Source organism: Variovorax sp. PAMC 28711, assembly GCF_001577265.1.
Lineage (GTDB): Bacteria > Pseudomonadota > Gammaproteobacteria > Burkholderiales > Burkholderiaceae_C > Variovorax.
The window spans coordinates 3,936,230-3,960,388 of sequence record NZ_CP014517.1; the positions used below are offsets into that span (position 1 = coordinate 3,936,230).

The window sequence follows — 24,159 nt, forward strand, 5'->3', positions numbered from 1 at the left end:
GGGCGGAATCAGAAGCGGGTCACAGGTGCTTCGAGCTCGCGCTTTTCGGTGGCGTACTTGCCCAGCTCCCACTTCGCGATCGCATTGCGGTGCACTTCGTCCGGGCCGTCCGCGAAGCGCAGCGTGCGGGCGTTGGTGTACGCATAGGCCAACGGGAAGTCGTCGGACATGCCGCCGCCACCGTGCACTTGCATCGCCCAGTCGATGACCTGGCAGGCCATCGACGGTGCGACCACCTTGATCATCGCGATCTCGTTGCGGGCGACCTTGTTGCCGGCCACGTCCATGAGCCAGGCGGCCTTGAGCGTCAGCAGGCGGGCCATGTCGATCTTGCAGCGGGCTTCGGCGATGCGTTCCTGCGTGACGGTTTGCGACGCCACGCTCTTGCCGAAGGCGACGCGCGACGAGGCGCGCTTGCACATCAGTTCGAGCGCACGCTCGGCCAGGCCGATCAGGCGCATGCAATGGTGAATGCGTCCGGGGCCAAGGCGACCCTGGGCGATTTCGAAGCCGCGGCCTTCGCCGAGCAGCATGTTGTCCGCGGGCACGCGCACGTTGTCGAACGTCATTTCGACGTGGCCATGCGGCGCGTCGTCGAAGCCCATCACGGTGAGCGGGCGAATGATCTTGATGCCCTTGGCGTCTGCCGGCACGATGATCATGCTCTGCTGCGAATGCTTGGCGGCTTCAGGATCGGTCTTGCCCATGGTGATGAACACCGCGCAGCGCGGGTCCGCAGCGCCGGAGATCCACCACTTGCGGCCGTTGATCACGTACTCGTCGCCCTGACGTTCGATGCGGGTCGAGATGTTGGTCGCGTCGCTCGAGGCCACGTCGGGTTCGGTCATCGCGAAGGCCGAGCGGATCTCGCCGTCCAGCAGCGGCTTGAGCCAGCGCGCCTTGATGGCTTCGGAGCCGTAGCGCGCGATGGTTTCCATGTTGCCGGTGTCAGGCGCCGAGCAGTTGAATGCTTCGCTCGCCCATGGCACCGCGCCCATGATTTCGGCCAGGGGTGCGTATTCCTGGTTGGTCAGTCCAGCCCCTTCGTAGCCCGATGCCGACGCGCTGTCGACCGGCAGGAACAGGTTCCAGAGACCTTGGGCCTTGGCTTTTTCCTTGACCTTGTCGACGGTCTTGAGCGCGGTCCAGCGCTTGCCGGCGGCAGTGTTCGCTGCCAGCTCGGCAGCGTAGTCCGCCTCGGCTGGGTAGATGTACTCATCCATGAACGCTTTGACGCGTTTCTGGAGGTCTTTTGTTTTGGCCGAGTATTCGAAATCCATGGTGTCTCCTGGGGTCGGGGAAAAGATGAGGCTTACGCCTTTTGGGCGAATTGCCAGGCCATTTCGGCCATCGGTCGCGCACCGCGGGCGGAGGCCACGGCTTGTTCGCTCGATGCGGTACCGGCTTCGACTCGCTTGGCAATGCCTTGCAGGATCGCAGCCATCCGAAACAGGTTATAGGCCTGGTAGAAATTCCAGTCGGGGGCCAGTGCCTCCGGCGTGCTGATGTGCGTGCGTTCGCAGTAACGGGCGATGTATTCGCGCTCGGTCGGAATGCCGAGTGCCGCCACGTCGACACCACCGATGCCACGTCCGGTGGTGGGCGGCATGTGCCACGACATGCAGTGGTAGCTGAAGTCCGCGAGCGGGTGACCCAGCGTGGAGAGCTCCCAGTCGAGCACCGCGATGATGCGCGGCTCCGTGGCGTGGAACATCACGTTGTCGAGGCGGTAGTCGCCATGCACGATCGACACCTTGGACTCGTCGCGGGCGCTCGCCGGCATGTGGGTCGGCAGCCAGTCGATGAGGCGCTCCATGGCGTCGATGGGCTGCGAGAGTTCGCCCGCGCCATCGGCCGATGCCTTGTACTGCTTGCTCCAGCGGCCGATCTGGCGATCGAAATAATTGCCGGGCTTGCCGTAGTCGGCCAGACCGCGTGCGGCGAAATCCACGGTGTGCAGCGCTGCGATCACGCGGTTCATCTCGTCGTAGTACGCACCGCGCTCGGCGTTGCTGAAGCCTGGCAGCGACTGGTCCCACAGCACGCGGCCCTCCATGCACTCCATGACGTAGAACGCGCGGCCGATGACCGACTCGTCTTCGCACAGGCAAAGCATCTTCGGCACCGGCACATCGGTCCCGGCGAGGCCCTTCATGACCTTGTACTCGCGCTCGACTGCATGCGCCGACGGCAGCAGTTTGGCGACCGGACCCGGCTTGGCACGCATCACGTACGCCTTGGACGGGGTGATCAGTTTGTAGGTCGGGTTGGACTGCCCACCCTTGAACATCTCGAGCGTCAGCGGGCCCTGGAAGCCTGCGAGGTTTTTTTCGAGCCATGCCGACAGCACCTCGTTGTCGAAGCTGTGCTGCTGCGACACCGCGCGGGTGCCGATGAAATTGCTGAAGTCTTGAGGTTGGGTCATGTCGCGGTCAAACGTCGGCTTCGGAGATGCGCATCAGCGCGGCACGGTCCAGCACCACGAGGCCGCCCGGTTCGATGCGGATGGTGTCCTCGCGCTCCATCGCCTTGAGTTCCTGATTGACACGCTGGCGCGATGCGCCGAGCAGCTGCGCCAACTCTTCCTGCGCCAGATGCAGCCCGATGCGCATCTGGCTGCCATCCGCGAGGCTCGGCACGCCGTAGCTGCGCACCAGGTGCACCAGCTGCTTGGCGAGCCGCGCCCGCAAGGGCAGTGTGTTCAAGTCTTCCACCAGTCCGAACAAGGTGCGGATGCGGCGCGCCTGCAAACGCATCAGGGCTTCGTACAACTCGACGTGCGCGTTGAGGATTTTCTGGAAGTCGGCCCGCGCCACGTTCAGCGTGGTGGTGTCGCCATGCGCGTAGGCATCGTGCGTGCGACGGTCCCCGTCGAACATCGCCACGTCGCCGAACCAGATGCCCGGCTCCACGTAGGTCAGCGTGACCTGCTTGCCCGACACGGCCGTCGAACTCACGCGCACCGCGCCCTTGGCACAGGCAATCCACGTTTCCGGTGGATCGCCGCGGGCTGCGAGCAGCTCGCCGTCCTTGTAGCGTTTGACGAAAGCACATCGAAGAATGTCGTGCCGAAGCGATGGTGAGAGAGAAGAAAACCAGCGACCACTGTTGATCGCTTCACGTTCTTCGATGGTAAGAATGGGGTCGTCCATTGTTCTGTCCTGTCGGCGACTGAAAAGATGAGGGTTGTCACGGGCGAGACCTGGGGGGTCGTCTACCCGTACTGCGGTGGCTTTTTGGCAAGGAACGCGGCAATGCCGATGCCGGCGTTCGCATGATGCAGGTTGCGCACGAAGTGATCGCGCTCCGCCGACAGATGCGCCGACAAACTCGCGCCGCGCGCATCGCTCAGCAGCTCCTTGATGCTGGCGAGCGAGTTGGATGCGCGCGCATTGAGCGTGGCAGCCAGCGCGAGTGCGCCGGCCAGTGCCTGCCCGGAATCGGTGAGCTGGTTGACCAGCCCGAGGGCATGCAGTCGCTCGGCTGCGATGCGCTCGCCGTTCATCAGCCACTCGCTCGCGATCTGGCGTGGCAGCGATTGCGCCAGGTGCCAGCTGAGGCCGCCGTCGGGCGACAGCGCCACGTTGCTGTACGACGCGGCGAACACGGCATCGCGTGCAGCGATCACGAAATCGCAGGCCAGTGCGAGCGAAAAGCCGGCACCGGCCGCGGCACCCTCGACCGCTGCGATCACCGGCTTCGGAAAGGTGCGGATCGAATCGATCCAGTTGTGCAGCCCCTCGATGCTTTCAGCCTGCACGGCAGGGTCGAGCGCGCGGTTCTGCACCAGCCGCTGCAACGAGCCGCCGGCACTGAACCACGCGCCGTCACCGACGATCACGACGCTGCGCACTTCATCGCTGCTCTCGGCGCCGTTCAGCGCTTCGACGCCCGCGGCATAGATTTCGGGGCCGAGCGCATTGCGTTGCGACGGGTTGGCGAGAGTCAGCACCATCGTGCGGCCCTCGCTGGTGCTCTTGAGTTGGGCTGTCATCGCGTCGTGATCATTCTTCTTCGTGAAGGAGGCTGAGGCCGAGGGCGCCGCGGCGGCGCAGCCACGGACTCGGCCGATAGCGCGGGTCGCCGTAGACGGTCTGCAGGTTGAACAACACTTCGAGCATGTTGGTCGGGCCGTACAGGTTGCCCATGGCGAGCGGGCCCTGAGGGTAGCCGAGGCCGAGCTTCACGGCGGTTTCGAGGTCTGCGGGCGAACACACGCGCTGCTGGCACATGTCGGCCGCGATGTTGACGATCGTGCCGACGACGCGCTGCGTCACGAAGCCGCCGCTGTCGCGGATCACGCTCACCGCCTTGCCGTCGCGCGCGAAGAGTGCGTGCGCCGCATCGCGCATGTCGCGACGCGTGGCCGGGTTGGTCGCGACGACGCGGCGCTTGGTGGCGGCGTCGTCGATCATCATGTCGATGCCGACGGTGCGCGTCGCGTCGAGCCGTTCGACTGCGGCCACGGTGGTCACGTCGAAGCCGAGCGGCGCCACCACGGTGAGCGCGGCCGGGGAGGGCGCCGCGCCGGTCTCGATCTGCGCGCCGAGCGCATGCACGATGCGCAGCAATTCGGCGCGACGCGCGGCGCGCGGCGACACCCACACGGGCGGCAAGAGGTCGATCGTCGGCACCGGTGGCTCGGGCGGCACCTGCATCGCTCCGTCGACGTAGCGATAGAAACCTTCGCCGGTCTTGCGGCCTAATGCGCCGGCGGCAAGTCGCTGGGCGGTGATCACGCTCGGGCGAAAACGCGGCTCGTCGTAGTACTGCCGGTAGATCGATTCCATGACCGGATGCGAAACATCGAGCGCCGTGAGGTCCATCAGCTCGAACGGTCCGAGCCGGAAGCCGGCTTGGTCCTTGAGGATGCGGTCGATCGTGGCGAAGTCGGTCACGCCCTCGCCGACGATGCGCAGCGCCTCTGTGCCGAAGCCGCGACCGGCGTGGTTGACGATGAAGCCCGGCGTGTCGTTCGCCTGCACGGCGCTGTGGCCCATCTGGCGCGCGTAGTCGGCGAGCCGCTCGCACACCCCAGGATCCGTCTTGAAGCCGGCGATGACTTCGACCACCTTCATGAGCGGAACCGGATTGAAGAAATGGAAGCCGGCCATGCGCCGCGGATTTGCCATGACGGCTGCAATGGCCGTGACGGACAGTGAAGAGGTGTTCGTCGCCAACGTCGCGGTCGGCGCGACGATGGCCTCGAGCGCTTTGAAGAGCTCACGCTTGACCTCGAGGTTTTCCACCACCGCTTCGATCACGAGATCGCACTGCGCGAGATCTTGCATCGAAGTCACGGGCCGAATGCGTGCGCCCAGGGCGTCGCACGTCGCTTCGTCCAGCCTGCCTTTCTCGTGCAGCTTCTGCCATTGCGCCAGCAGCGCGTCGCGGCCGCGCTCTGCAGCGCCCTCAAAGCTGTCCAGCAACAACACGTCGCTGCCGGCTTGAGCCGCGATCTGCGCGATCCCTCGTCCCATCGCCCCAGCGCCGATGATTCCGACCTTGGAATAGTTCACAGTCATTTGATAAATGTCTCCATTTGAAGTTTGGTGTCAGACGAGCGTGTCAGAATGTGTCAACTTTCGACTGCTTTTCAAATCATTTTGCAACTCCGCCGCATTGCAGCAGCCCTTGTCCTGATCGGGTTTGCGCTCCCATCGATCGCCTTGACCATCGGTCGTCCCCAAGGGTCGACGTGGATCGGCAAGCCCGTCGATCTGTTGATTCCGCTGTCGCTGGATGAGGGCGAAGCAGGCGATTCGCTTTGCCTCGAAGCCGAAGTGGTCCAGGGCGACACGCGGATCGATGACCGGCGCGTAACTGTATCTCTCGAATCCGGGCCGAGCGCCGCAACACCTCGGATGCACGTGCGTTCGACCATGGCGGTGGACGAACCGGTGGTGACCGTCATGGTCAGTGCGGGCTGCATCACCAAGTCCACGCGGCGGTTCACGCTGCTCGCCGATGTACCGGCCGATATCGCCATACCCGGCGTGACCACGTCCGGTCCGCGGCCCTTGCCGGAGACGCTTTCGTTCAGCGCCGGCGCGACGACACAAGGCGTTTCGGGTAACGGGCTCCGGTCGTTCGACGGCAGCGGCGATGCATCGTCGCCGCGGTCCACACGACGCAGCAGCAGCAACAACGGCAACGCCCGCGCTTCCGAGCGTTCGGCCGACGATGCGTCCGCGGCACCTGCCCCACGGCCGCGGCCAGTGGCGCGGGCGCCGGCCGCTCCCCGGCGTGCTGTCGTTGCGCAGGCCAATCCGGCGCCCGCTGCGACCACGCCTCGTGCCGTGAAGCCCGCGCCCGCGCCGGCGGACGCTACCGCGAAGAGCGCTGCACCCGCTGGCCCGCGCCTCCAGCTCGACGCGTTGGAGCCCGCGCCCGTTCGCGACGCCGGCTTGCAGACCTCGCCTTCGCTCGCGATGCCGGCGGCAGACGATCCGGCCAAAAGGGCCGAAGCCGCGGCGTTGTGGCGTGCGGTCGGCACCCCCGCCGAAGATGCCCAGCGCGACGCCCAGCGCATGCAGTCGCTCGAAGCCACACTCGCCGCGTTGCGCGACCAGACTGCACAAAACCAGCGCACCTTGCTCGAAATGCGCAGTGAGCTGGCCGACGCGCGCCAGAGTCGCTATCGCAACCCGCTGGTGTATACGTTGATCGCGATGCTGCTGCTGGCCCTCATCGGCATGCTGCTGCTCTGGCGTCTGGCCAAGCGCGCATCGGCGCCGGCATGGTGGGGCGAACAGCCCGGCCCGCAAGCCAATTTCCACGGCCCGGACGGTGATCCTCACGGCCCGTCGCAGGGCAAGGGCGCGCAACGCGCGTTGGCGCCCAGCGGCAGCTGGCAATCGCCAGCCGTGTTTTCGACATCGCAGTTCGATGACCTCGAAGCGGCGACCGACAGTACCATCGCACGCACGCCGGACGGCGCCCCGGTGCGACCGGTGAACACCGAAGAACTGTTCGATGTGCAGCAGCAGTCCGACTTCTTCCTGTCGCTCGGCCAGCACGACCAGGCCATTGCCGTATTGAGCGAACACATCGCCGACAACCCCGGCACGAGTGCGCTGGCGTACCTCGATTTGCTGCGCATCTTTCATGCGCTTGGTCGCCGCGACGAATACGCCGGCCTGCGGCAGGACTTCGAGCGGGCCTTCAACGCCGATGTGCCGGAGTTCGACAAGTTCACCGAAGTCGGCCGCGGCCTCGAGCACTACCGCAGCACGCTGGCCCGCATCGAATCGCAGTGGCCGGAGCCGGGCACCCTGGCCCTCATCGAGGAACTGGTGTTCCGCAAGCCGGGTGCGCACGAAGACGAGGTTTTCGATCTTGCGGCGTACCAGGAATTGCTACTCCTTTATTCGGTTGCGAAAGAAGTGATCGACCCCGACAGCGCGCCGCCTGCTCCCGTCACGCCACTGTCCTTCGTCGATACTTTTGGCCATGGTCAGGAGCCGACCGTGCCGTCGCCGATTGAACCCCAGGTGCCGGCGCATGCGCTCGACACCGCGCCGATGCTGCCACCGTCGCTCTACGGCGCGATCGACGAAGGAATGCAACACGACACGGTGCTTGGGTCTTCGCAGGCTTTTGCGAACGGCCCCGCATTGGCGGCGGTCCGTCCGGGCGTGGTGCCACCGCAGGCACGCATGGACCTCGACCTTGCCGAGTTCGACAAAACGGCGTTCGAGACGATGCCTGCAGAAATCGACGCGATCGCGCCCGATGCGCCGGCCAAAGACACGAACCTGATCGACTTCGATCTTTTCGACGACGAAACCGAAGCGGAAATCGCGCCGAAACGGCCGCCGATCAAGCGCTGAGTACGCTGGGTCCGGCTCAGCGTCGGACTTGCAGTGCGCCTGGGTTGACGATGTTTGTCGGGTTGCCCTTGATGAAGCTCACGACGTTGTCGAACGCCTGACCGAAATACATCTCGTAGCTGTCCTGCTCCACGTAACCGATGTGTGGCGTGCAGATGCAGTTTTCCAGGCGCAGCAGCGCGTGTCCCTGCAAAGGCGGTTCGCTTTCGAAAACGTCGATCGCGGCCATGCCGGGCCGCCCCCGATTGAGCGCCGCCAGCAGTGCATCGGGTTCGACCAGCTCGGCGCGCGAGGTGTTGACGAAGAGGGCGGTCGGCTTCATGCGCGACAGGTCTTCAAGCGTCACGATGCCGCGCGTCTCGTCGTTCAGCCGCAGATGCACCGAGAGCACATCCGCCGCCATGAAAAACGCCTCACGGGTCGGTGCGACCTGGAAGCCGTCCGAACGCGCCTTTGCACAACTCGCCTCGCGGCCCCAGATGACGACCTGCATGCCGAACGCCTGGCCGTATCGCGCCACGAGCTGGCCGATGCGGCCGTAACCCCAGATGCCGAGCGTCTTGCCCTTGAGCACCGAGCCGAGGCCGAAGTTCGCTGGCATCGATGCCGACTTGAGCCCCGACTGCTGCCATGCGCCATGCTTGAGGTTGCTGATGTACTGCGGCAACCTGCGCATCGCCGACATGATGAGCGCCCACGTCAGCTCGGCGGGCGCCAGCGGCGAACCGGAGCCTTCGGCCACCGCCACACCTTGCTCGCTGCACGCATTCACGTCGATGTGTCCACCGATGCGACCGGTCTGAGAAATCAGCTTGAGCTTGGGCAGCTTTTCGATGAGCTGGCGGGAAATTTGGGTGCGCTCCCGGACCAGCACGATCACGTCTGCGTCTTTGAGCCGGACGGAGAGCTGGCCGATGCCTTTGACCGTGTTGGTGTACACCTTGGCCGCGTAGGCATCGAGCTTGGCGGCACAGCGCAGCTTGCGCACGGCGTCCTGGTAGTCGTCGAGAATCACAATGTTCATGGCACATGATTGTGCCTTGCACTCCCCGGCTCCGAGCCGTAGCGCGTGCGAAAGCGCTGGTCAGTGCATCAGGCGATGCAACTCGTCTGCGGCCTCGAGGGCGGCCAACCGATCGAGTTCGGCGCAGACATCGGCCATGCGCCCCGAAATCACCACGCGCCCGGAGGCGCGACCGGCGCGCTGAGGATCGACGACGCGAACCACGCGCAATGGCCGGATGGCAGGCGACACCGCCGATGCAGCAGCCGCGCGTGCGGTACAAACAGGCCGCACCGCAACGTAACGCAGCGCGTTGCGGTGCACACGACGCGCAGGCATCCATCGGTTGGCCAGCGTTTGCAGCGGCGTGAACAGGTCGGCGAGGGTAAGAAGGGCGATTCCCATGTGAACTCCAGGATGTCAGGGGTTGAACACAGGCAGGATTGCTTGGAACGACTGCGACAGGGTGATGGCTCTTCGCCATACGCCCGCCACCTGTTGCAGCCGGTTTTTCAGAATGCAGCAGTCACGCGCTACATGAGCATGGTGTTGCGGATGAGACCGACGGCAAGGCCTTCGATCTCGAAAGGCTCACCTGGCTGCACCACGATCGTGGGGTAATCCGGGTTCTCGGCATGCAGTTCGATGAGGTCCTTGGTGCGCTTGAGGCGCTTGACGGTCACCTCTTCGCCCAAACGCGCCACGATGATCTGGCCGTTGCGCGCTTCCTTGGTGGATTGCACAGCGAGCAGATCGCCGTCCATGATGCCGGCGTCGCGCATCGACATGCCTTTGACCTTCAGCAGGTAGTCGGGCTGGCGCTGGAACAGCGTGCTTTCGACGTAGTAGGTCTGATCGACGTGTTCTTGCGCCAGGATGGGCGCACCAGCCGCCACGCGACCGATGAGGGGAAGTGCGAGTTGCGCCATGCCGGGCAACGACAACGAAAACTGGTTGTTGCGCGATTCGTTGAGCGAGCGCAGGACATCGGGGCGCAGCCGGATGCCGCGCGAAGTGCCACTCACCAGTTCGATCACGCCCTTACGCGCCAGAGCCTGCAAATGCTCCTCGGCCGCATTGGCCGACTTGAAGCCGAGCTCGTTGGCGATTTCGGCACGGGTGGGCGGTGCGCCGGTGCGCGCGATCGCGCTCTGGATCAGGTCCAGGATTTGCTGCTGGCGGGCGGTAAGCTTGACTGCGAACTGCATGGGAACTCCTTGCACATCGACCTAATGAACTGGCTGAATATCCAGTAACTGTATTTTTAACCAGTTTTCTGAAGTTGGCAAGCATGAACAACACAACAAGGGCCGGTGCGCGGCACGTGGTCATTCTCGGCACCGGTGGCACGATTTCCGGCCGCGCGGCATCGGCGGACGACAACATTGGCTACACCGCAGGCGAGGTCGGTGTGGCGGATTTGCTGGTTGGCATCGAAGCGCCGGCCGGCATCGCCCTGGTCGCCGAGCAGGTTGCGCAAGTCGACAGCAAGGACATGGACTTCGCGGTGTGGCAGGCGCTCGTGTCGCGCTGCGCGCACTGGCTCGCCCAGCCCGACGTTGTGGGCATCGTGATCACGCACGGAACCGACACGCTCGAAGAAACTGCGTATTTCCTGCAGGCCGTGCTGTCGCCCGACAAGCCCGTGGTGCTCACCTGCGCCATGCGCCCGGCGACGGCGTTGTCGCCCGACGGCCCACAGAATGTTCGCGATGGCATCGTGGTTGCCGCGACACCGGGTGCGCGGGGCGTGTGCGCCGTCTGCGCGGGGACGGTTCATAGCGCGCTCGATGTTAAAAAAGTCCACACCTACCGCCTCGATGCGTTCGCGTCGGGCGATGCCGGCCCGATCGGTTACGTCGAAGAAGGGGCGGTCCGTCCGGTGCGAAGCTGGCCCGAAGCGCGGGCTGCAGGTTCGCAGGCAGCGGTCGACAAAATCGCCGCTGTCACGGCGGTCCCCCGTATTGAGATCGTGGTGAGTCACGCGGGTGCCGGCGGCGCCATGGTGGATGCGTTGATGGCGTCACCGACGGCCCACGAAAAGACGGGTCCGTTGCGGGGTCTGGTGATTGCCGCGACAGGCAACGGCACCGTTCACCACGTGCTCGAGGCTGCAGCGCTGCGAGCGCAGGCGGCGGGCGTCGCGGTGGTCCGCGCGACACGTTGCGTCGAAGGTCGCATCCTGGCGCGACCGGGAGAGTCCTTGCGCGACGCGGGTGCACTCACCCCGGTGAAAGCGCGCATCGCGCTGATGCTCGAACTCCTCGGGTTGCCGCGGGCGGAGCGCTGACGATGCTTGCAGGCCTTCAGTCGCATGCCTGGGCTTATCCGGCGCTGGAGTCCTTGCACATCGTCGGCATCGCGCTGCTCCTGGGCAACCTGGTGTCGCTCGAACTGCGCGTGTTCGGTCGGGGCGACGCGTTGCCGGTGCAGGCGCTGGCGCGTCTGTCGCTGTCGATCGCGCTCACCGGGTTCACGCTGGCAGCGGCCACCGGTTTGCTGATGTTCGCGACACGCCCCGAGGAACTCATCGCCAATCGGTTCTTCGTCGTGAAGATGACGCTGCTGCTCGCGGCCGCCTGCAATGCGGCCTGGTTCCACGGCCGCCGATCGCTCGACAAACTTGACGCGATGGCGCGGGTACAAATGTTGTTGTCCACTGCGATCTGGCTGGCGGTCGTGTTTTGCGGCCGCTGGATTGCCTATTGAAAGGAGCATCGCCCATGAAACGTCGTCATCTCGTGCTGGCTGCCGCTTCGGTGCCCGCGCTGGCGTCCCCTGCATGGGCGCACCACGGCTGGAGCAGCTTCGACACCGACCGTCCCGTCTGGCTCGAAGGCCAGGTCGTCAAGTCGACATGGCGCAATCCGCATGCCGAGCTGGTCATCGAAGTGCCTTCGAACCTTCGGGTGCCCGCGGACATTGCGCAGCGGCCCGTCCCGGCACAGAGCGGGCCGGTCGACGGCAAGGCGCTGCTGGCCAAGGCGGTGGTTCCGACGCGCAAGGACCGGCGCTGGGAACTGGAACTGGCACCTCTCACGCGCATGGAGGCTTGGAAGGTGGCCGAGATCGCGCCAGGCGCTGCGGTCTCGGTGCTGGGCTTCGTCTTCAAGGAAGAGAAGGGCGAGGCGGTGATGCGCGTTGAATATCTGTACGTGGACGGCAAGGCCTACGGCTTGCGCTCGAGCCCCGCCTGAGCGCCCATGAAAAAAGGTCGCCACGGCGACCTTTAGCAGCGAGCGCCGCGGCGCTCAGCTGCCCAACGCAGCGAGCGCGCGCCGGGTGATTTCGTCGACGGTGCCCACACCGCTGATGGCACGGTACTTCGGCGCCGCTGCCGGCTCGTTGGTGGCCCACTGCGAGTAGTAGTCGACCAGCGGGCGCGTCTGCTGGCTGTACACGTCGAGGCGGGTGCGCACGGTTTCTTCTTCGTCGTCCTTGCGCTGCACCAGCTCTTCGCCGGTCAGGTCGTCCTTGCCTTCCACTTTCGGCGGATTGAACTTGACGTGATAGATGCGGCCCGAGGCCGGGTGCGAGCGACGGCCGCTCATGCGCTCGATGATGTCGCTGAAGGGCACGTCGATTTCGAGCACGTAGTCGAGCTTGACACCCGCGGCCTTCATCGCATCGGCCTGCGGCAGCGTGCGCGGGAATCCGTCGAACAGGAAGCCCTGGGCGCAGTCGGCCAGCGCAATGCGTTCCTTCACCAGGTTGATGATCAGATCGTCGCTCACCAACGCACCGGATTCCATCACGGCCTTGGCCTGCAGACCGAGCGGTGTGCCCGCCTTGACAGCGGCACGCAGCATGTCGCCGGTCGAGATTTGCGGAATGCCGAACTTCTGGCAAATGAAGGCAGCTTGCGTGCCTTTGCCCGCCCCGGGGGCGCCCAACAAAATCAGTCTCATGGTGTCCTCGGAAGATTCTTCGATTTCTGTCGCGCCGCATACGACCAGGGCTGCACGGGGCGGAGTTGCGTCGAGGATAGCACGCAGCTCCGTGAAGAAATGCCGCCTTCGGGACGCGTTGAATCAGCGCTTGGCGAACATCGCGCGCACCCGCGCCAGGTCTTCGGGCGTGTCGATTCCGGGTCCCGGTTCCTGAGGCGAAACATGCACGGCGATGCGATGGCCGTGCCACAGAACGCGCAGCTGCTCGAGCGCTTCGATGCCTTCGACCGCCGCCGACGGCAGTGTCGGAAAGCGCCGCACGAATCCCGCGCGATAGCCGTAGATGCCGATGTGCCGCAGCGGTGCGGGCGTCGGCAGGGCGGTTGGGCCGTTCTGGCCGGAACCATCGCGCCACCACGGGATCGGCGCGCGGCTGAAGTACATCGCGTGACTGCTCGCGTCGAGCACGGCTTTCACCACGTTCGGGTTCACGAAATCCTGCAGCGTGTGGATGGCATGCGCGGCGGTACTCATCGGCGTGTCGGGGTGCGCGGCCAGCAGGTCGGCCACGGCGTCGATCAACGCGGGGTCGATCAAGGGCTCGTCGCCCTGCACGTTCACCACGATGGCTTCGTCTTCCAGCGCGAGCAGTTCGCAGGCTTCTGCAAGCCGATCGCTGCCGCTCGCATGGTCGGTGCGCGTGAGCAGCGCCTGGATGCCGTGCGCCTCGCACGCGGCGACGATTCGGAGGTGGTCCGCCGCGACCACCACACGGCTGGCGCGCGAGGCGAGGGCGCGTTGTGCGACGCGCACGACCATCGGAATGCCGGCGATGTCGGCGAGCGGCTTGTCGGGAAGACGCGTTGACGCGAGACGCGCGGGGATCAGGACCGTGTAGTCCGGCCCGGGGTCGCCCGAACGCGGCGCCTGCGTCAAAGTCCGAGCTCTTCGTCGGTCAGCGTGCGCGCTTCGGTTTCGAGCAGCACCGGGATGCCGTCGCGCACCGGGTAGGCCAGCCGCGCACTGCGCGAAGAAAGTTCTTGCCTCTCGGCATTCCACGTCAGCGGGCCCTTGGTCACGGGGCAGACGAGCAGTTCAAGCAGCTTGGTGTCCATCGGTCGATGATAACTTTGCCAGCCTCGCGTCCAGCGCGTCGAAGAACGCCGGCTCGGGCGTGAAGCGCAGCGGCACCGCGAGCGCGTCGGGTGCCGAATGCCACAGCTTCACAGCGTCTTTTTCAGTGCAGACGAGCCTGTAGCCCTGACCCGGTGGCCGGCTCCAATGCGCAAAATCATGGTGGTCGGGCAGCGCGATCGTCTCGATGGGCACGACACCGCGCGCGCGCAGCATCGTGAAAAACGATTCGGGCCTGGCGATGCCGGCCATCGCGATCACCTTGAGGCCGGCCAGTGCCGCCAGCGGGCTGCGCGCCCCGTCGCTGTGCACGACATCGTCCGCGAGCGCACGTTGCGCGGTGAATCCGCCGAACGCCGGTCGGTCGCCGGTGTGCAGCACGAGGTCGCACGGGCGCGGCCACCGCTCCCGAAGCGGGCCGGCGGGCAGCAGCCAACCATTGCCAGTCCCGCGGTCGTCGAACACGCAGATTTCGATGTCACGGGCCAACGCCAGATGCTGCAAGCCGTCGTCGCTCACGATCACCTGTGTGCGCGGGTGCGACGCGATCAATGCTCGGGCGGCTTCCACCCGTCGCGCCGCGACAAATACGGGGGCGCCCGTGAGCCGGCGGATCAGTGCAGGCTCGTCGCCGACCTCGCGTGCAAGGCTGTCGTCCACCACCTCGCGACAACCCGTGGTGACTCGGCCATAGCCGCGCGACACCACGCCGACCTGCAAGCCTCGCGATTGCAGGTGCTGCACGACCGCGATGACGACCGGCGTCTTGCCCGCGCCGCCCGCCACCACATTGCCGACCACGATGACCGGGACGTCGACGGTTTCGGTGGACAACACGCCGAATCGAAAGAGCGCGCGTCGAACCGAAGCGATGGCCCCGTAGAGCCACGACAGCGGCCACAGCAGCCACGCCAGGGCGCCGCGCTGCAGCCAGGCCTGCTGCAACCGCGACCCGGTTCGCAAAGCTATCGCCCCGCCTGCGCGGCCGACTGGGTGGCGAAGGTGATCTGCATGAGCCCGGCGCGGCGCGCCGCCTCCATCACGGTGATCACCGCCTGATGCGGCGACATCGCGTCGGCGCTGATGATGACCACGTTGTCCTTGGCGCCACTGCCGGCGGCTGCGAGCGCGGCGGCGACCGTTTCCACGCTGCGATCGGGCAACAGGTTCTTGTTGATCGCGTAACGCCCGTCCGACGACACCGCGACGATGATTTCCTTCGGGTAGTCGCGTTGCGCGTCCGCATCGGCCACCGGCAACCGGAGTTGCATCTCGGTGAACTTGCTGTAGGTCGTGGACAGCATCAGAAAGATCAGTACCACCAGCAGCACATCGATGAACGGGATCAGGTTGATTTCCGGCTCGTCGCGCGCGCCGTGGCGAAACTGCATGCGGCCGGGTTTCATTCGCGGCTCACTTGCGCAGCGCGTTCAGGTGGCGAGCGAAGCGTTCGCCGGCCAGTTCGAGGTTGAGCAGGTAGTCGTCGACCCGCGTTCGGAAGTAGCGCCAGAAGATCAGCGTCGGGATCGCTACGATCAAGCCGAATGCTGTGTTGTAGAGCGCGATCGAAATGCCGTGCGCCAGTTGCGCCGGGTTGCCCGCGCCGACCGCGCCGCCGGCCGGCGACTGCGAACCGAAGATTTCGATCATGCCGATCACCGTGCCGAGCAGGCCCAGCAGCGGCGCAGCAGAGGCGATGGTCGCGAGCGCCGGCAGCCAGCGCTCGAGCCGGTGCGCAACCGTGCGGCCTGCGGCTTCCATGGCGGCGCGAAGATCGTCTTCGGTGCAGCGCGGATTTGCGTTCAGTGCACGAAAGCCGGCAGCGAGCACCTGGCCCAGCGACGAATTGTTCTCGAGTTTGGTGACGACGTCGGGCCCGGGAATAGACGTCTGCGACACCGTGATGGCTTCATCCAGCAACTTCGGCGGGAGGATGCGGGCAGTTTTGAGGCTGGTGAATCGTTCGATGACCAGCGCGAGCGCCAGCACGGAACAAGCGAGCAGCGGCCAGATCGGCCAGCCCGCAGCAACTATGATCGAAAACAAAAAAACCCTCCGGCCCGTGGATTGCGTATTCGCGGCGATTATCCACCGCGGTTGCGCCCGGGCAGCACGAAGTTTGCTGTAGGTGACGGCGCACAGATTCTGTGGATAACTTTGTGACTAAGCCATGGCGCAAGTCGCGCAAACGCCCGCCAGCCGTGGCTTCCATCAGATCGACTGAATTTTGAGCACCCGTTTTTCCAATCTAATCAAGCACTTGCACATGAAACCGTGCGGCTCGGGCAACCTAAGCAAGGGTCTGATGACCTTTGATCGCAGTTGTGGAAGAGTTGGGCGAAACCAGCGCTCGCGGCGATGAGCGACGCCAGCGATTTTTCGGCGCCTGCAGGCCGCATTTGGGCGGTCGGTGCGCTGTGCCACGCGGTTGCCGATGCGCTGGAGGCGCGCTTCAATCCCGTCACGGTGCGCGGCGAAATCTCAGGCTTCTCGCGCGCAAGCAGTGGCCATTGTTACTTTTCGCTCAAGGACGATTCCGGGCAGCTGCGCTGTGCGATGTTCAGGCGTGCGGCCAGCTTGCTGAACTTCGTGCCGAGGGATGGCGATCAGGTCGAAGTGCGCGGTCGACTGGCCGTCTATGAACCGCGTGGCGACCTGCAGCTTGTGGTCGAAAGCATGCGGCGCGCGGGGCAGGGCGCGCTGTTCGAACAGTTCCTGCAGCGCAAGGCGAAGCTGGAGGCCGAAGGGCTGTTCGACGCCGCGCGCAAGCGTCAGCTGCCCACGTTCCCGCGTGCCATCGGCCTGGTGACGTCGCTTGGCGCGGCAGCGCTGCACGATGTCGTGACCGCGTTGCGGCGCCGCGTGCCCCACATTCCGGTCGTTCTTGCGCCGGCGTCGGTACAGGGCGCCAACGCGCCGGCCGAACTCGTGGGCGCGCTGCGGTCGCTCTACGTCCTGGAGCCGCGCGTCGATGTCATCCTTCTGGTGCGCGGCGGCGGCTCCATCGAAGACCTGTGGGCGTTCAACGACGAGACGCTCGCAAGAACGATCGTGCAAAGCCCGGTTCCGGTGATCAGCGGCGTCGGCCACGAGACCGACTTCACGATCGCCGACTTTTGCGCCGATCTGCGCGCGCCCACGCCGACCGCCGCAGCCGAACTGGTGGCCGCGACACAGGAACTCTGGCTCGGCGCGCTGGACCTCATGGAAGCGCGCCTCGACGATGCGCTCGGCACGCGGCTCGACGTGCTCGGCCAGCAACTCGATCTCGCCGCGAGCCGGCTGGGCCGGCCTTCTGGCGCGGTGGCGCGACAGCAACTGCGGCTGGCCCACCACGCGCAGCGCCTGCACTATGCAGTGCGCTCTCGCACAGAGCGCCTTGACCAGACACAGCGAGCACGCGAGGTTGATTTTCCTCAGAAGCTCGAACGTGCCCTGGTGCAGCGGCGGGAACGTCTGGAGCGTGTGGCCGCGCGACTGCGGCTTCTCGATCCGGCGTTGGTTCTGCAGCGTGGGTATGCATGGCTCACCGATGCCAAAGGCCGTGCGGTGGTGCGCGCGACGCAGCTCACGGCGGGCGACAGCGTGGTGGCGCGCCTCGCCGATGGCAGCGCCGAACTGACCGTGACATCGGCCGGGACAACAGGAACGCGTCCGACGCCCCGCGACTGATTCCTTCCTAGAATGGACGACTCCCCACAACCCACGAGAGAGAAAAACATGGAACACGTTCTGCCACCCCTGCCGTACCCGATGGACGCATTGGCGCCCGAGTATTCGAAGGAAACGCTCGAGTACCACTATGGCAAGCACCACAACGCCTACGTCGTGAACCTGAACAATCTGCAAAAAGGCACCGAGTTCGAGTCCATGACGCTCGAGGACATCATCAAGAAGTCGAGCGGCGGCATCTACAACAATTCGGCCCAGATCTGGAACCACACGTTCTTCTGGAACTGCATGAAGCCACAGGGCGGCGGCGAGCCGACCGGCGCGTTGGCCAAGGCCATCGATGCCAAGTGGGGCAGCTTCGCAGTCTTCAAGGAAGCGTTCGTGAAGTCGGCCGTGGGCAATTTCGGTTCGGGCTGGACTTGGCTGGTCAAGAAGGCTGACGGCTCCGTCGACATCGTGAACACCGGTGCCGCCGGCACGCCACTGACCACCGCAGACGTCGCGCTCCTGACGGTCGACGTCTGGGAACACGCGTATTACATCGATTACCGCAACCTGCGTCCGAAGTTCGTCGAGACCTTTCTTGCCAAGTTGGCCAACTGGGACTTCGCAGCAAAGAACTTCGGCTGACCCCATCGCTGTGCACCAAATGGAAAAAGCCGACCTTCGGGTCGGCTTTTTCACGTTGGCGTTTCTGCAATCAACGGGCGGTATCGAACGGGGCGCCTGAAATCTTCGTGCCCTTTCGGAAGTTCTTCTTGGCAAACCATCCCTGGTTCATTTCGAGCACGTAGCGCACCGGCTCATCGGAACAGTGGGGCTCTTCGGTCTGCGGCTTCATGTCGGCGAGATTGACGATGCGGCCATCGTCCGCCACGAAAGCGGCGGTCAGCGGCAGGATCGTGTTCTTCATCCAGAAGCACTGCTTTTCGGGCTGCTCGAAAATGAACAACATGCCTTCGGCTTGCGGCATCTCCTTGCGGAACATGAGCCCGATTTGTCGCTGCTGCGGCGTGACGGCGAGTTGGGTGTCGATGCGGTACATGCCGATCGACAACGACGTGCGCTGCAGGTCCATTTGGGCTTGTTGGGCCACGGCGGGCATCGCGAAGCAAGCCGAAAGGGCCGAGACGGCGACGAAGGCGAAGAGGCGCTGGGACTTGAACATAGGGTCGGACTTTAGGCGGTGCTGCGCGAATTTTCGGCGCAAATAAAAATGCCCGCAAAAGCGGGCAGGGTCAGCGCGCCTTCAGGCTTACATGCGATGAGCGACCTTGCGATGGCGCGCGTGGCGCACCGCCTTGTGATGCTTCTTGACCGCGTGGTGCTTGGCATGCGCAACGGTGTGAGCCGATGCCGATGGCACCATCACGGTCGAAGCGGGCGCCTGGGCGTAAGCACCTGCCGCGAAGAGGCCGGCAACGAGAGCAGCGAACAGTTTGTTCATGAGAATCCCTTGTGTTTGTTGATATGGAACCTCCCCCCGATGGAAAGGTCAGCTTTCAACGGCGGGCGGCTGCGGTGGTTGACAGCGTTAGCAGTACAGCGGCGAAAAAAAAGCGCCCGAGGGGCGCTTTTTTTGAAGAAGGCGAACCGAGATTACTTCGGGGTGCCGCCTTGCATGCTCTTGCGCTTCACGCTGCCGTCCTTGTTGCGGCGACGTGCATCGCGCGTCGCTTCGCGCTTTTCAGCAGCCACAGCGGCCTTGCCGGTAGTGACACCACCACTGCCTTCAGGGGTCTTGGCCATGTCGCCACCCATAGGCTGGACCTGGCCGGCGGGACGTGCGTTGACCTTGGCTTCAGCTGCTGCAGCAGGCTTGCCCTGTGCGGTCGGGTCCAGTTCGCTCGGCTTCGTTTGGGCATAGGCACCAGCTGCGAACAGACCGGCGATCAAGACTGCGAGAACTTTGTTCATTTGAATATTCCTCTGTGGATGGATAAAAACGCCTCCCGGCCAGCAGAAGGTCTGCCAACAACGAAGGCACGGCGTCTGCGGTTGACAGATCCATCACCTTCTACGGTTGCATCTAAAATTCTAAGGCTATTCAGCCGGCCGAAAACGGACTGTCTCCTTGCCACAACTCCCTCCTTTTCGGAACCCCCCGCCTCCCATGTCCAGCTACCAGCACATCAAAGTCCCGACCGATGGCCAGAAGATCACGGTCCATCCCGACAACGCGTTGAATGTGCCCGACCAGCCGATCATTCCATTCATCGAAGGCGACGGTACCGGGCGCGACATCACCCCGGTGATGCTCAAAGTCGTGGATGCCGCGGTCCTCAAGGCCTACGGCGGCCAGAAGAAAATTCACTGGATGGAAGTCTTTGCCGGCGAAAAAGCGACCAGGGTGTATGGCCCGGACGTCTGGCTCCCCGACGAAACGCTGCGCGCCGTTCGCGATTGCGTCATCTCGATCAAGGGGCCGCTGACCACGCCGGTCGGCGGCGGCATGCGTTCGCTCAACGTGGCGTTGCGGCAGGCGCTCGATCTGTATGTGTGCTTGCGGCCGATTCGCTACTTTCAGGGTGTCCCGAGTCCGGTGAAGGCGCCGGAAAAGACCAACATGGTGATCTTCCGCGAGAACTCCGAAGACATTTACGCCGGGATCGAGTTCGAAGCCGAAGGCGACCAGGCCAAAAAGCTCATCAAATTCCTGCAGGAAGAAATGGGCGTGAAAAACATCCGTTTTCCGGACACTTCGGGCATCGGCATCAAACCGGTGTCGCGCGAAGGCACCGAGCGGCTGGTGCGCAAGGCGATCCAGTACGCCATCGACCACGACAAGCCGAGCGTCACGATCGTCCACAAGGGCAACATCATGAAGTTCACCGAAGGCAGTTTCAGGGACTGGGCCTACGGCTTGGCGGCAAAGGAATTTGGTGGCCAGCTGATCGATGGCGGTCCGTGGATGAGCGTCAGGAACCCGCGGACGGGGAAAGACATCACTGTGAAAGACAGCATCGCCGATGCCTTCCTCCAGCAGATCCTGCTGCGTCCGGTGGAATACAGCGTCATCGCCACACTCAACCTGAACGGCGACTACGTGTCCGACGCGCTGGCCGCGCAGGTCGGCGGCATCGGCATCGCGCCGGGCGGCAACCTGAGCGACACCGTCGCGATGTTCGAAGCCACTCACGGCACGGCGCCCAAGTACGCGGACAAGGACTACGTCAATCCGGGTTCGGAAATCCTGTCGGCCGAGATGATGCTGCGACACATCGGCTGGACGGACGCCGCCGACCTCATCATCAGCGCCATGGAACAGGCGATCGCCAGCAAGAAAGTCACTTATGACTTCGCCCGGCTGATGGAAGGTGCGACGCAGGTGAGCTGCTCCGGCTTCGGCGCGGTCCTGATCGAACACATGTGACCTTGATTTATAGAGAGGCCGCCACCAATTCCTCTCACGTCGGCACGACGCTTGCACGCTCTATAGAATCATTTTCCATGGCAACCAGAATTCCCACGACGCCCAAAACACCACCGGCACAAAAGCCGGGGCGGGACGACGGCGACTCGGTCGTTCTCGAGCGGCGACCGCTCAAAACCGCGCCACCGCAGATGTACCAGGTCGTGATGTTGAACGACGACTTCACGCCGATGGAATTCGTCATCGTCGTGATCCAGGAGTTCTTCAGCAAGGACCGGGAAACCGCGACACAGATCATGCTCAAGATTCACCTCGACGGGCGCGGCATCTGTGGGGTCTATTCCCGCGACATGGCGGCCACCAAGGTCAATCAGGTTATGGAGGCGGCGCATCAGGCCGGGCATCCATTGCAGTGCGTGAGCGAGCCCATCGAATGAACCTGTTGATTTCGGTCCGCTCCAACCCATCTGAGAACTTATTTACAGCAAGGCAAAAGGAAAAGACATGATTGCCCAGGAACTGGAAGTCAGCTTGCACATGGCCTTCGTCGAGGCCAGGCAGCAGCGCCACGAGTTCATCACGGTGGAGCACCTGTTGCTCGCTCTGCTGGACAACCCGAGCGCCGCAGAGGTTCTGCGCGCCTGCTCGGCGAATGTCGACGACCTTCGGGCGTCGCTCACCAACTTCATCAAGGACAACACGCCGCAGGTAGCGGGGTCCGACGATGTGGACACCCAGCCCACGCTGGGTTTCCAGCGCGTGATTCAGCGCGCCATCATGCATGTGCAGTCCACCGGCAATGGCAAGAAGGAAGTAACCGGCGCCAACGTGCTTGTCGCCATCTTCGGTGAGAAGGATTCGCATGCTGTCTACTATTTGCACCAGCAGGGTGTGACCCGCCTCGACGTGGTGAATTTCATCGCGCACGGCATCAAGAAGAGCGATCCGCCCGAAGCGGCCAAGGGGGGCAACGACGCCTCGTCCAACGAGGGCGAGGAAGGCGGCGGCGAAAAGAACGAGAAGGCCTCTCCGCTCGAGCAGTTCACGCAAAACCTCAATCAGATGGCCAAGGACGGCAAGATCGATCCGCTGATCGGGCGCGAGTACGAGGTTGAGCGCGTGATCCAGATCCTGTGCCGCCGGCGCAAAAACAATCCGCTGCTGGTGGGCGAAGCCGGCGTCGGCAAGACCGCCATCGCCGAGGGCCTGGCCTGGCGCATCACGCAGGGCGACGTGCCGGAGATCCTCGCCGAAGCGCAGGTCTACTCGCTCGACATGGGCGCGTTGCTCGCGGGCACCAAGTACCGTGGGGATTTCGAGCAGCGCCTCAAGGGCGTGCTCAAGTCGCTCAAGGACAAGCCGAACGCGGTGCTCTTCATCGACGAGATCCACACCCTCATCGGTGCGGGTGCGGCGTCGGGCGGCACGCTGGACGCATCGAACCTGCTGAAGCCGGCGCTCTCCAGCGGCCAGCTCAAGTGCATCGGTGCCACCACGTTCACCGAATACCGGGGCATCTTCGAGAAGGATGCGGCGCTGTCACGTCGCTTCCAGAAGGTCGATGTGGTCGAGCCGACCGTGCAGGAAACGGTCGACATCCTCAAGGGGCTGAAGTCGCGCTTCGAAGAGCACCATGGCGTGAAGTACGCGGTGGCCGCATTGCAGGCTGCCGCCGAGCTGAGCGCCAAGTACATCAACGACCGTCACTTGCCCGACAAGGCGATCGACGTGATCGACGAAGCCGGCGCTGCCCAGCGCATCCTGCCGCCGAGCAAGCGCAAGAAGACGATCACCAAGACCGAAGTCGAGGACATCGTCGCGAAGATCGCGCGCATTCCCCCGGCCAACGTCAGCAACGACGACCGCGGCAAGCTGCAGACCATCGAGCGCGACCTGAAGAGCGTCGTGTTCGGCCAGGACAAGGCCCTCGAAGTGCTGGCCTCCGCGGTCAAGATGGCGCGCTCGGGCCTGGGTCGTGCCGACAAGCCGATCGGCTCGTTCCTGTTCAGCGGCCCGACCGGCGTCGGCAAGACCGAAGCGGCGAAGCAACTGGCCTACATCATGGGCATCGAGCTGATCCGCTTCGACATGTCGGAGTACATGGAGCGTCATGCGGTGAGCCGCCTGATCGGCGCGCCTCCGGGCTACGTCGGTTTCGACCAGGGTGGCCTGCTGACCGAAGCCGTCACGAAGAAGCCTCATGCGGTGTTGCTGCTCGACGAAATCGAGAAGGCGCATCCGGACATCTTCAACGTGCTGCTGCAGGTGATGGACCACGGCACCCTGACCGACAACAACGGACGCAAGGCCGACTTCCGCAACGTCATCCTCGTGATGACGACCAATGCGGGCGCCGAGACCATGAACAAGGCGACCATCGGTTTCACCAACCCGCGCCAGGCGGGCGACGAGATGGCCGACATCAAGCGCCTGTTCACGCCGGAATTCCGTAACCGCCTGGACGCGACGGTGAGCTTCAAGGCGCTCGACGAAGTGGTCATCCTGCGCGTGGTCGACAAGTTCCTGCTGCAGCTCGAACAGCAATTGACCGAGAAGAAGGTCGACGTCACGTTCAGCGACGCGCTGCGCAAGCACCTGGCCAAGACGGGCTTCGATCCGTTGATGGGCGCGCGGCCGATGCAGCGCCTGATCCAGGACACGATCCGTCGTGCACTGGCCGACGAGTTGCTCTTCGGACGCCTGATCGACGGGGGCCGCCTGTCGGTCGACGTCGACGACAAGGGCGAGGTGCAGCTGGACATCCAGCCACTGCCCAAGAAAGAAGGGCGCTCCAAGCCCGAAGCCGAGGAAGCGGCGGCAGGTTGAGGTTCGAACGAATTTCGTTCGTTGAAGGTCGGTGGCTGCGGCGACCGGCCTTTTTGCTTTCTTGCGTCGCCACGGGGGCGCGTTGATCTCCTCGCTGGCACTGGTGCCGATGTTGCTGGGCATCTTCTCGGTGGCTGCTTTGCTGGGCCGTTCCCGAAGCGCGGTGATGGTCGGGTGCTTCGGGTTTGGTGCCGGTGTCTGGCTGCTCCATGGCGCTGTGGCACCGGCGCACCGGAGCATGGTGTTGCCTGGGCTGTTGCTCTGGCCTTTCGTGACGCCCGCATGCGCTGCGCTGCTATGGTGGGGTCGGGCGTCACCCCAGCCACCCCGGTGGTTTGGCGCCGCCTTTGCCATCGTGGCCGTGGCGCTTGCGATGGCCGGCGCATTGGTTGTTCACCTGGTCGGCGCATAGATCACGTTGTCGGCCTC

At 64.4% G+C, this 24,159-nt stretch carries 27 protein-coding genes; 10 read left to right on the forward strand and 17 right to left on the reverse strand.

Annotation, left to right across the window (positions count from 1 at the left end; translation table 11 throughout):
• Positions 1–8: 8 nt before the first annotated feature.
• The 5 genes from AX767_RS18960 to AX767_RS18980 all read right to left on the reverse strand — a co-directional run bounded on the left by AX767_RS18960 (position 9) and on the right by AX767_RS18980 (position 5,525).
• Positions 9–1,280, reverse strand: a complete 1,272-nt coding sequence (locus tag AX767_RS18960; protein WP_068632733.1) for an acyl-CoA dehydrogenase family protein — start codon at positions 1,278–1,280, stop codon at positions 9–11.
• A gap of 32 nt (positions 1,281–1,312) precedes the next feature.
• Complete coding sequence (locus AX767_RS18965) at positions 1,313–2,425, reverse strand: phosphotransferase (protein WP_068632734.1); 1,113 nt, start codon at positions 2,423–2,425, stop codon at positions 1,313–1,315.
• A 7-nt stretch (positions 2,426–2,432) separates the two neighbouring features.
• Positions 2,433–3,152 (reverse strand): Crp/Fnr family transcriptional regulator, encoded by a 720-nt coding sequence (locus AX767_RS18970; RefSeq protein WP_068632735.1) that lies wholly within the window; start codon positions 3,150–3,152, stop codon positions 2,433–2,435.
• Between the two features lie 62 nt (positions 3,153–3,214).
• Positions 3,215–3,994 (reverse strand): oxepin-CoA hydrolase, alternative type, encoded by a 780-nt coding sequence (locus AX767_RS18975; protein ID WP_068632736.1) that lies wholly within the window; start codon positions 3,992–3,994, stop codon positions 3,215–3,217.
• A gap of 10 nt (positions 3,995–4,004) precedes the next feature.
• Entirely contained in the window at positions 4,005–5,525 is a 1,521-nt protein-coding gene (locus AX767_RS18980) for a 3-hydroxyacyl-CoA dehydrogenase (RefSeq protein ID WP_068632737.1), read from the reverse strand.
• 144 nt (positions 5,526–5,669) lie between these two features.
• Between AX767_RS18980 and AX767_RS18985 the strand changes: the two genes are divergently transcribed.
• Positions 5,670–7,832: a hypothetical protein gene (locus AX767_RS18985; protein ID WP_156481088.1), complete on the forward strand. Its 2,163-nt coding sequence runs from the start codon at positions 5,670–5,672 to the stop codon at positions 7,830–7,832.
• Between the two features lie 16 nt (positions 7,833–7,848).
• Here AX767_RS18985 and AX767_RS18990 read toward each other — a convergent pair whose 3' ends face one another.
• The 3 genes from AX767_RS18990 to lexA form a co-directional block, all read right to left on the reverse strand.
• Positions 7,849–8,856 (reverse strand): D-2-hydroxyacid dehydrogenase family protein, encoded by a 1,008-nt coding sequence (locus tag AX767_RS18990; RefSeq protein ID WP_068632739.1) that lies wholly within the window; start codon positions 8,854–8,856, stop codon positions 7,849–7,851.
• A 60-nt stretch (positions 8,857–8,916) separates the two neighbouring features.
• Entirely contained in the window at positions 8,917–9,240 is a 324-nt protein-coding gene (locus AX767_RS18995; RefSeq protein ID WP_068632740.1) for a hypothetical protein, read from the reverse strand.
• A 128-nt stretch (positions 9,241–9,368) separates the two neighbouring features.
• Complete coding sequence (gene lexA, locus AX767_RS19000) at positions 9,369–10,043, reverse strand: transcriptional repressor LexA (RefSeq protein ID WP_068632741.1); 675 nt, start codon at positions 10,041–10,043, stop codon at positions 9,369–9,371.
• An 83-nt stretch (positions 10,044–10,126) separates the two neighbouring features.
• On the opposite strand from lexA, the gene AX767_RS19005 reads away from it, so the two are divergent.
• From AX767_RS19005 to AX767_RS19015, 3 genes are read left to right on the forward strand one after another with little or no spacing between them, the layout of a single operon-like run.
• A complete protein-coding gene (locus tag AX767_RS19005) occupies positions 10,127–11,125 on the forward strand; it encodes an asparaginase (protein ID WP_068632742.1) in 999 nt (332 codons plus the stop codon).
• Between the two features lie 2 nt (positions 11,126–11,127).
• Positions 11,128–11,544 carry a hypothetical protein gene (locus AX767_RS19010; protein ID WP_068632743.1) on the forward strand — a complete coding sequence of 139 codons (417 nt, stop codon included), beginning with the start codon at positions 11,128–11,130 and terminating at the stop codon, positions 11,542–11,544.
• Between the two features lie 14 nt (positions 11,545–11,558).
• Positions 11,559–12,032, forward strand: coding sequence for a DUF6152 family protein (locus AX767_RS19015; protein WP_068632744.1), 474 nt, complete (start codon positions 11,559–11,561; stop codon positions 12,030–12,032).
• Positions 12,033–12,086: 54 nt separating this feature from the next.
• On the opposite strand, the gene adk is transcribed toward AX767_RS19015, so the two are convergent.
• From adk to AX767_RS19045, 6 genes are all read right to left on the reverse strand, one after another.
• Positions 12,087–12,743, reverse strand: coding sequence for an adenylate kinase (gene adk, locus AX767_RS19020; RefSeq protein ID WP_068632745.1), 657 nt, complete (start codon positions 12,741–12,743; stop codon positions 12,087–12,089).
• Positions 12,744–12,866: 123 nt separating this feature from the next.
• Complete coding sequence (gene kdsB, locus AX767_RS19025; RefSeq protein WP_068632746.1) at positions 12,867–13,661, reverse strand: 3-deoxy-manno-octulosonate cytidylyltransferase; 795 nt, start codon at positions 13,659–13,661, stop codon at positions 12,867–12,869.
• Positions 13,658–13,840 carry a Trm112 family protein gene (locus AX767_RS19030; RefSeq protein ID WP_068632747.1) on the reverse strand — a complete coding sequence of 61 codons (183 nt, stop codon included), beginning with the start codon at positions 13,838–13,840 and terminating at the stop codon, positions 13,658–13,660. Before AX767_RS19030 ends, kdsB begins: the two co-directional genes overlap by 4 nt.
• On the reverse strand, positions 13,821–14,828 hold the full coding sequence (gene lpxK, locus AX767_RS19035) for a tetraacyldisaccharide 4'-kinase (protein ID WP_082755081.1): 1,008 nt from the start codon (positions 14,826–14,828) through the stop codon (positions 13,821–13,823). The genes AX767_RS19030 and lpxK overlap by 20 nt, the downstream gene beginning before the upstream one ends.
• Entirely contained in the window at positions 14,825–15,250 is a 426-nt protein-coding gene (locus AX767_RS19040) for an ExbD/TolR family protein (RefSeq protein WP_068633908.1), read from the reverse strand. The genes lpxK and AX767_RS19040 overlap by 4 nt, the downstream gene beginning before the upstream one ends.
• A gap of 22 nt (positions 15,251–15,272) precedes the next feature.
• Entirely contained in the window at positions 15,273–15,905 is a 633-nt protein-coding gene (locus tag AX767_RS19045; RefSeq protein WP_068632749.1) for a MotA/TolQ/ExbB proton channel family protein, read from the reverse strand.
• Positions 15,906–16,217: 312 nt separating this feature from the next.
• Here AX767_RS19045 and xseA point away from each other — a divergent pair, with 312 nt between their 5' ends.
• The gene (gene xseA, locus AX767_RS19050; protein ID WP_068632750.1) at positions 16,218–17,531 is read left to right on the forward strand and encodes an exodeoxyribonuclease VII large subunit; all 1,314 of its coding nucleotides are present in this window, start codon (positions 16,218–16,220) and stop codon (positions 17,529–17,531) included.
• A 48-nt stretch (positions 17,532–17,579) separates the two neighbouring features.
• Positions 17,580–18,161, forward strand: a complete 582-nt coding sequence (locus tag AX767_RS19055; protein WP_068632751.1) for a superoxide dismutase — start codon at positions 17,580–17,582, stop codon at positions 18,159–18,161.
• 70 nt (positions 18,162–18,231) lie between these two features.
• Here AX767_RS19055 and AX767_RS19060 read toward each other — a convergent pair whose 3' ends face one another.
• The 3 genes from AX767_RS19060 to AX767_RS19070 all read right to left on the reverse strand — a co-directional run bounded on the left by AX767_RS19060 (position 18,232) and on the right by AX767_RS19070 (position 19,448).
• Positions 18,232–18,699 (reverse strand): DUF192 domain-containing protein, encoded by a 468-nt coding sequence (locus AX767_RS19060; protein WP_068632752.1) that lies wholly within the window; start codon positions 18,697–18,699, stop codon positions 18,232–18,234.
• Positions 18,700–18,786: 87 nt separating this feature from the next.
• The gene (locus AX767_RS19065) at positions 18,787–18,978 is read right to left on the reverse strand and encodes a hypothetical protein (protein WP_068632753.1); all 192 of its coding nucleotides are present in this window, start codon (positions 18,976–18,978) and stop codon (positions 18,787–18,789) included.
• 152 nt (positions 18,979–19,130) lie between these two features.
• Positions 19,131–19,448: a cell envelope biogenesis protein TolA gene (locus AX767_RS19070; RefSeq protein WP_068632754.1), complete on the reverse strand. Its 318-nt coding sequence runs from the start codon at positions 19,446–19,448 to the stop codon at positions 19,131–19,133.
• 196 nt (positions 19,449–19,644) lie between these two features.
• Here AX767_RS19070 and icd point away from each other — a divergent pair, with 196 nt between their 5' ends.
• From icd to AX767_RS19090, 4 genes are all read left to right on the forward strand, one after another.
• The gene (gene icd, locus AX767_RS19075; RefSeq protein ID WP_068632755.1) at positions 19,645–20,904 is read left to right on the forward strand and encodes an NADP-dependent isocitrate dehydrogenase; all 1,260 of its coding nucleotides are present in this window, start codon (positions 19,645–19,647) and stop codon (positions 20,902–20,904) included.
• Between the two features lie 77 nt (positions 20,905–20,981).
• Positions 20,982–21,341: an ATP-dependent Clp protease adapter ClpS gene (clpS, locus tag AX767_RS19080; RefSeq protein WP_068632756.1), complete on the forward strand. Its 360-nt coding sequence runs from the start codon at positions 20,982–20,984 to the stop codon at positions 21,339–21,341.
• 67 nt (positions 21,342–21,408) lie between these two features.
• Positions 21,409–23,730 (forward strand): ATP-dependent Clp protease ATP-binding subunit ClpA, encoded by a 2,322-nt coding sequence (gene clpA / locus AX767_RS19085; RefSeq protein ID WP_068632757.1) that lies wholly within the window; start codon positions 21,409–21,411, stop codon positions 23,728–23,730.
• Between the two features lie 82 nt (positions 23,731–23,812).
• Positions 23,813–24,142, forward strand: coding sequence for a hypothetical protein (locus tag AX767_RS19090; RefSeq protein WP_156481090.1), 330 nt, complete (start codon positions 23,813–23,815; stop codon positions 24,140–24,142).
• The last annotated feature ends 17 nt before the right edge of the window (positions 24,143–24,159 follow it).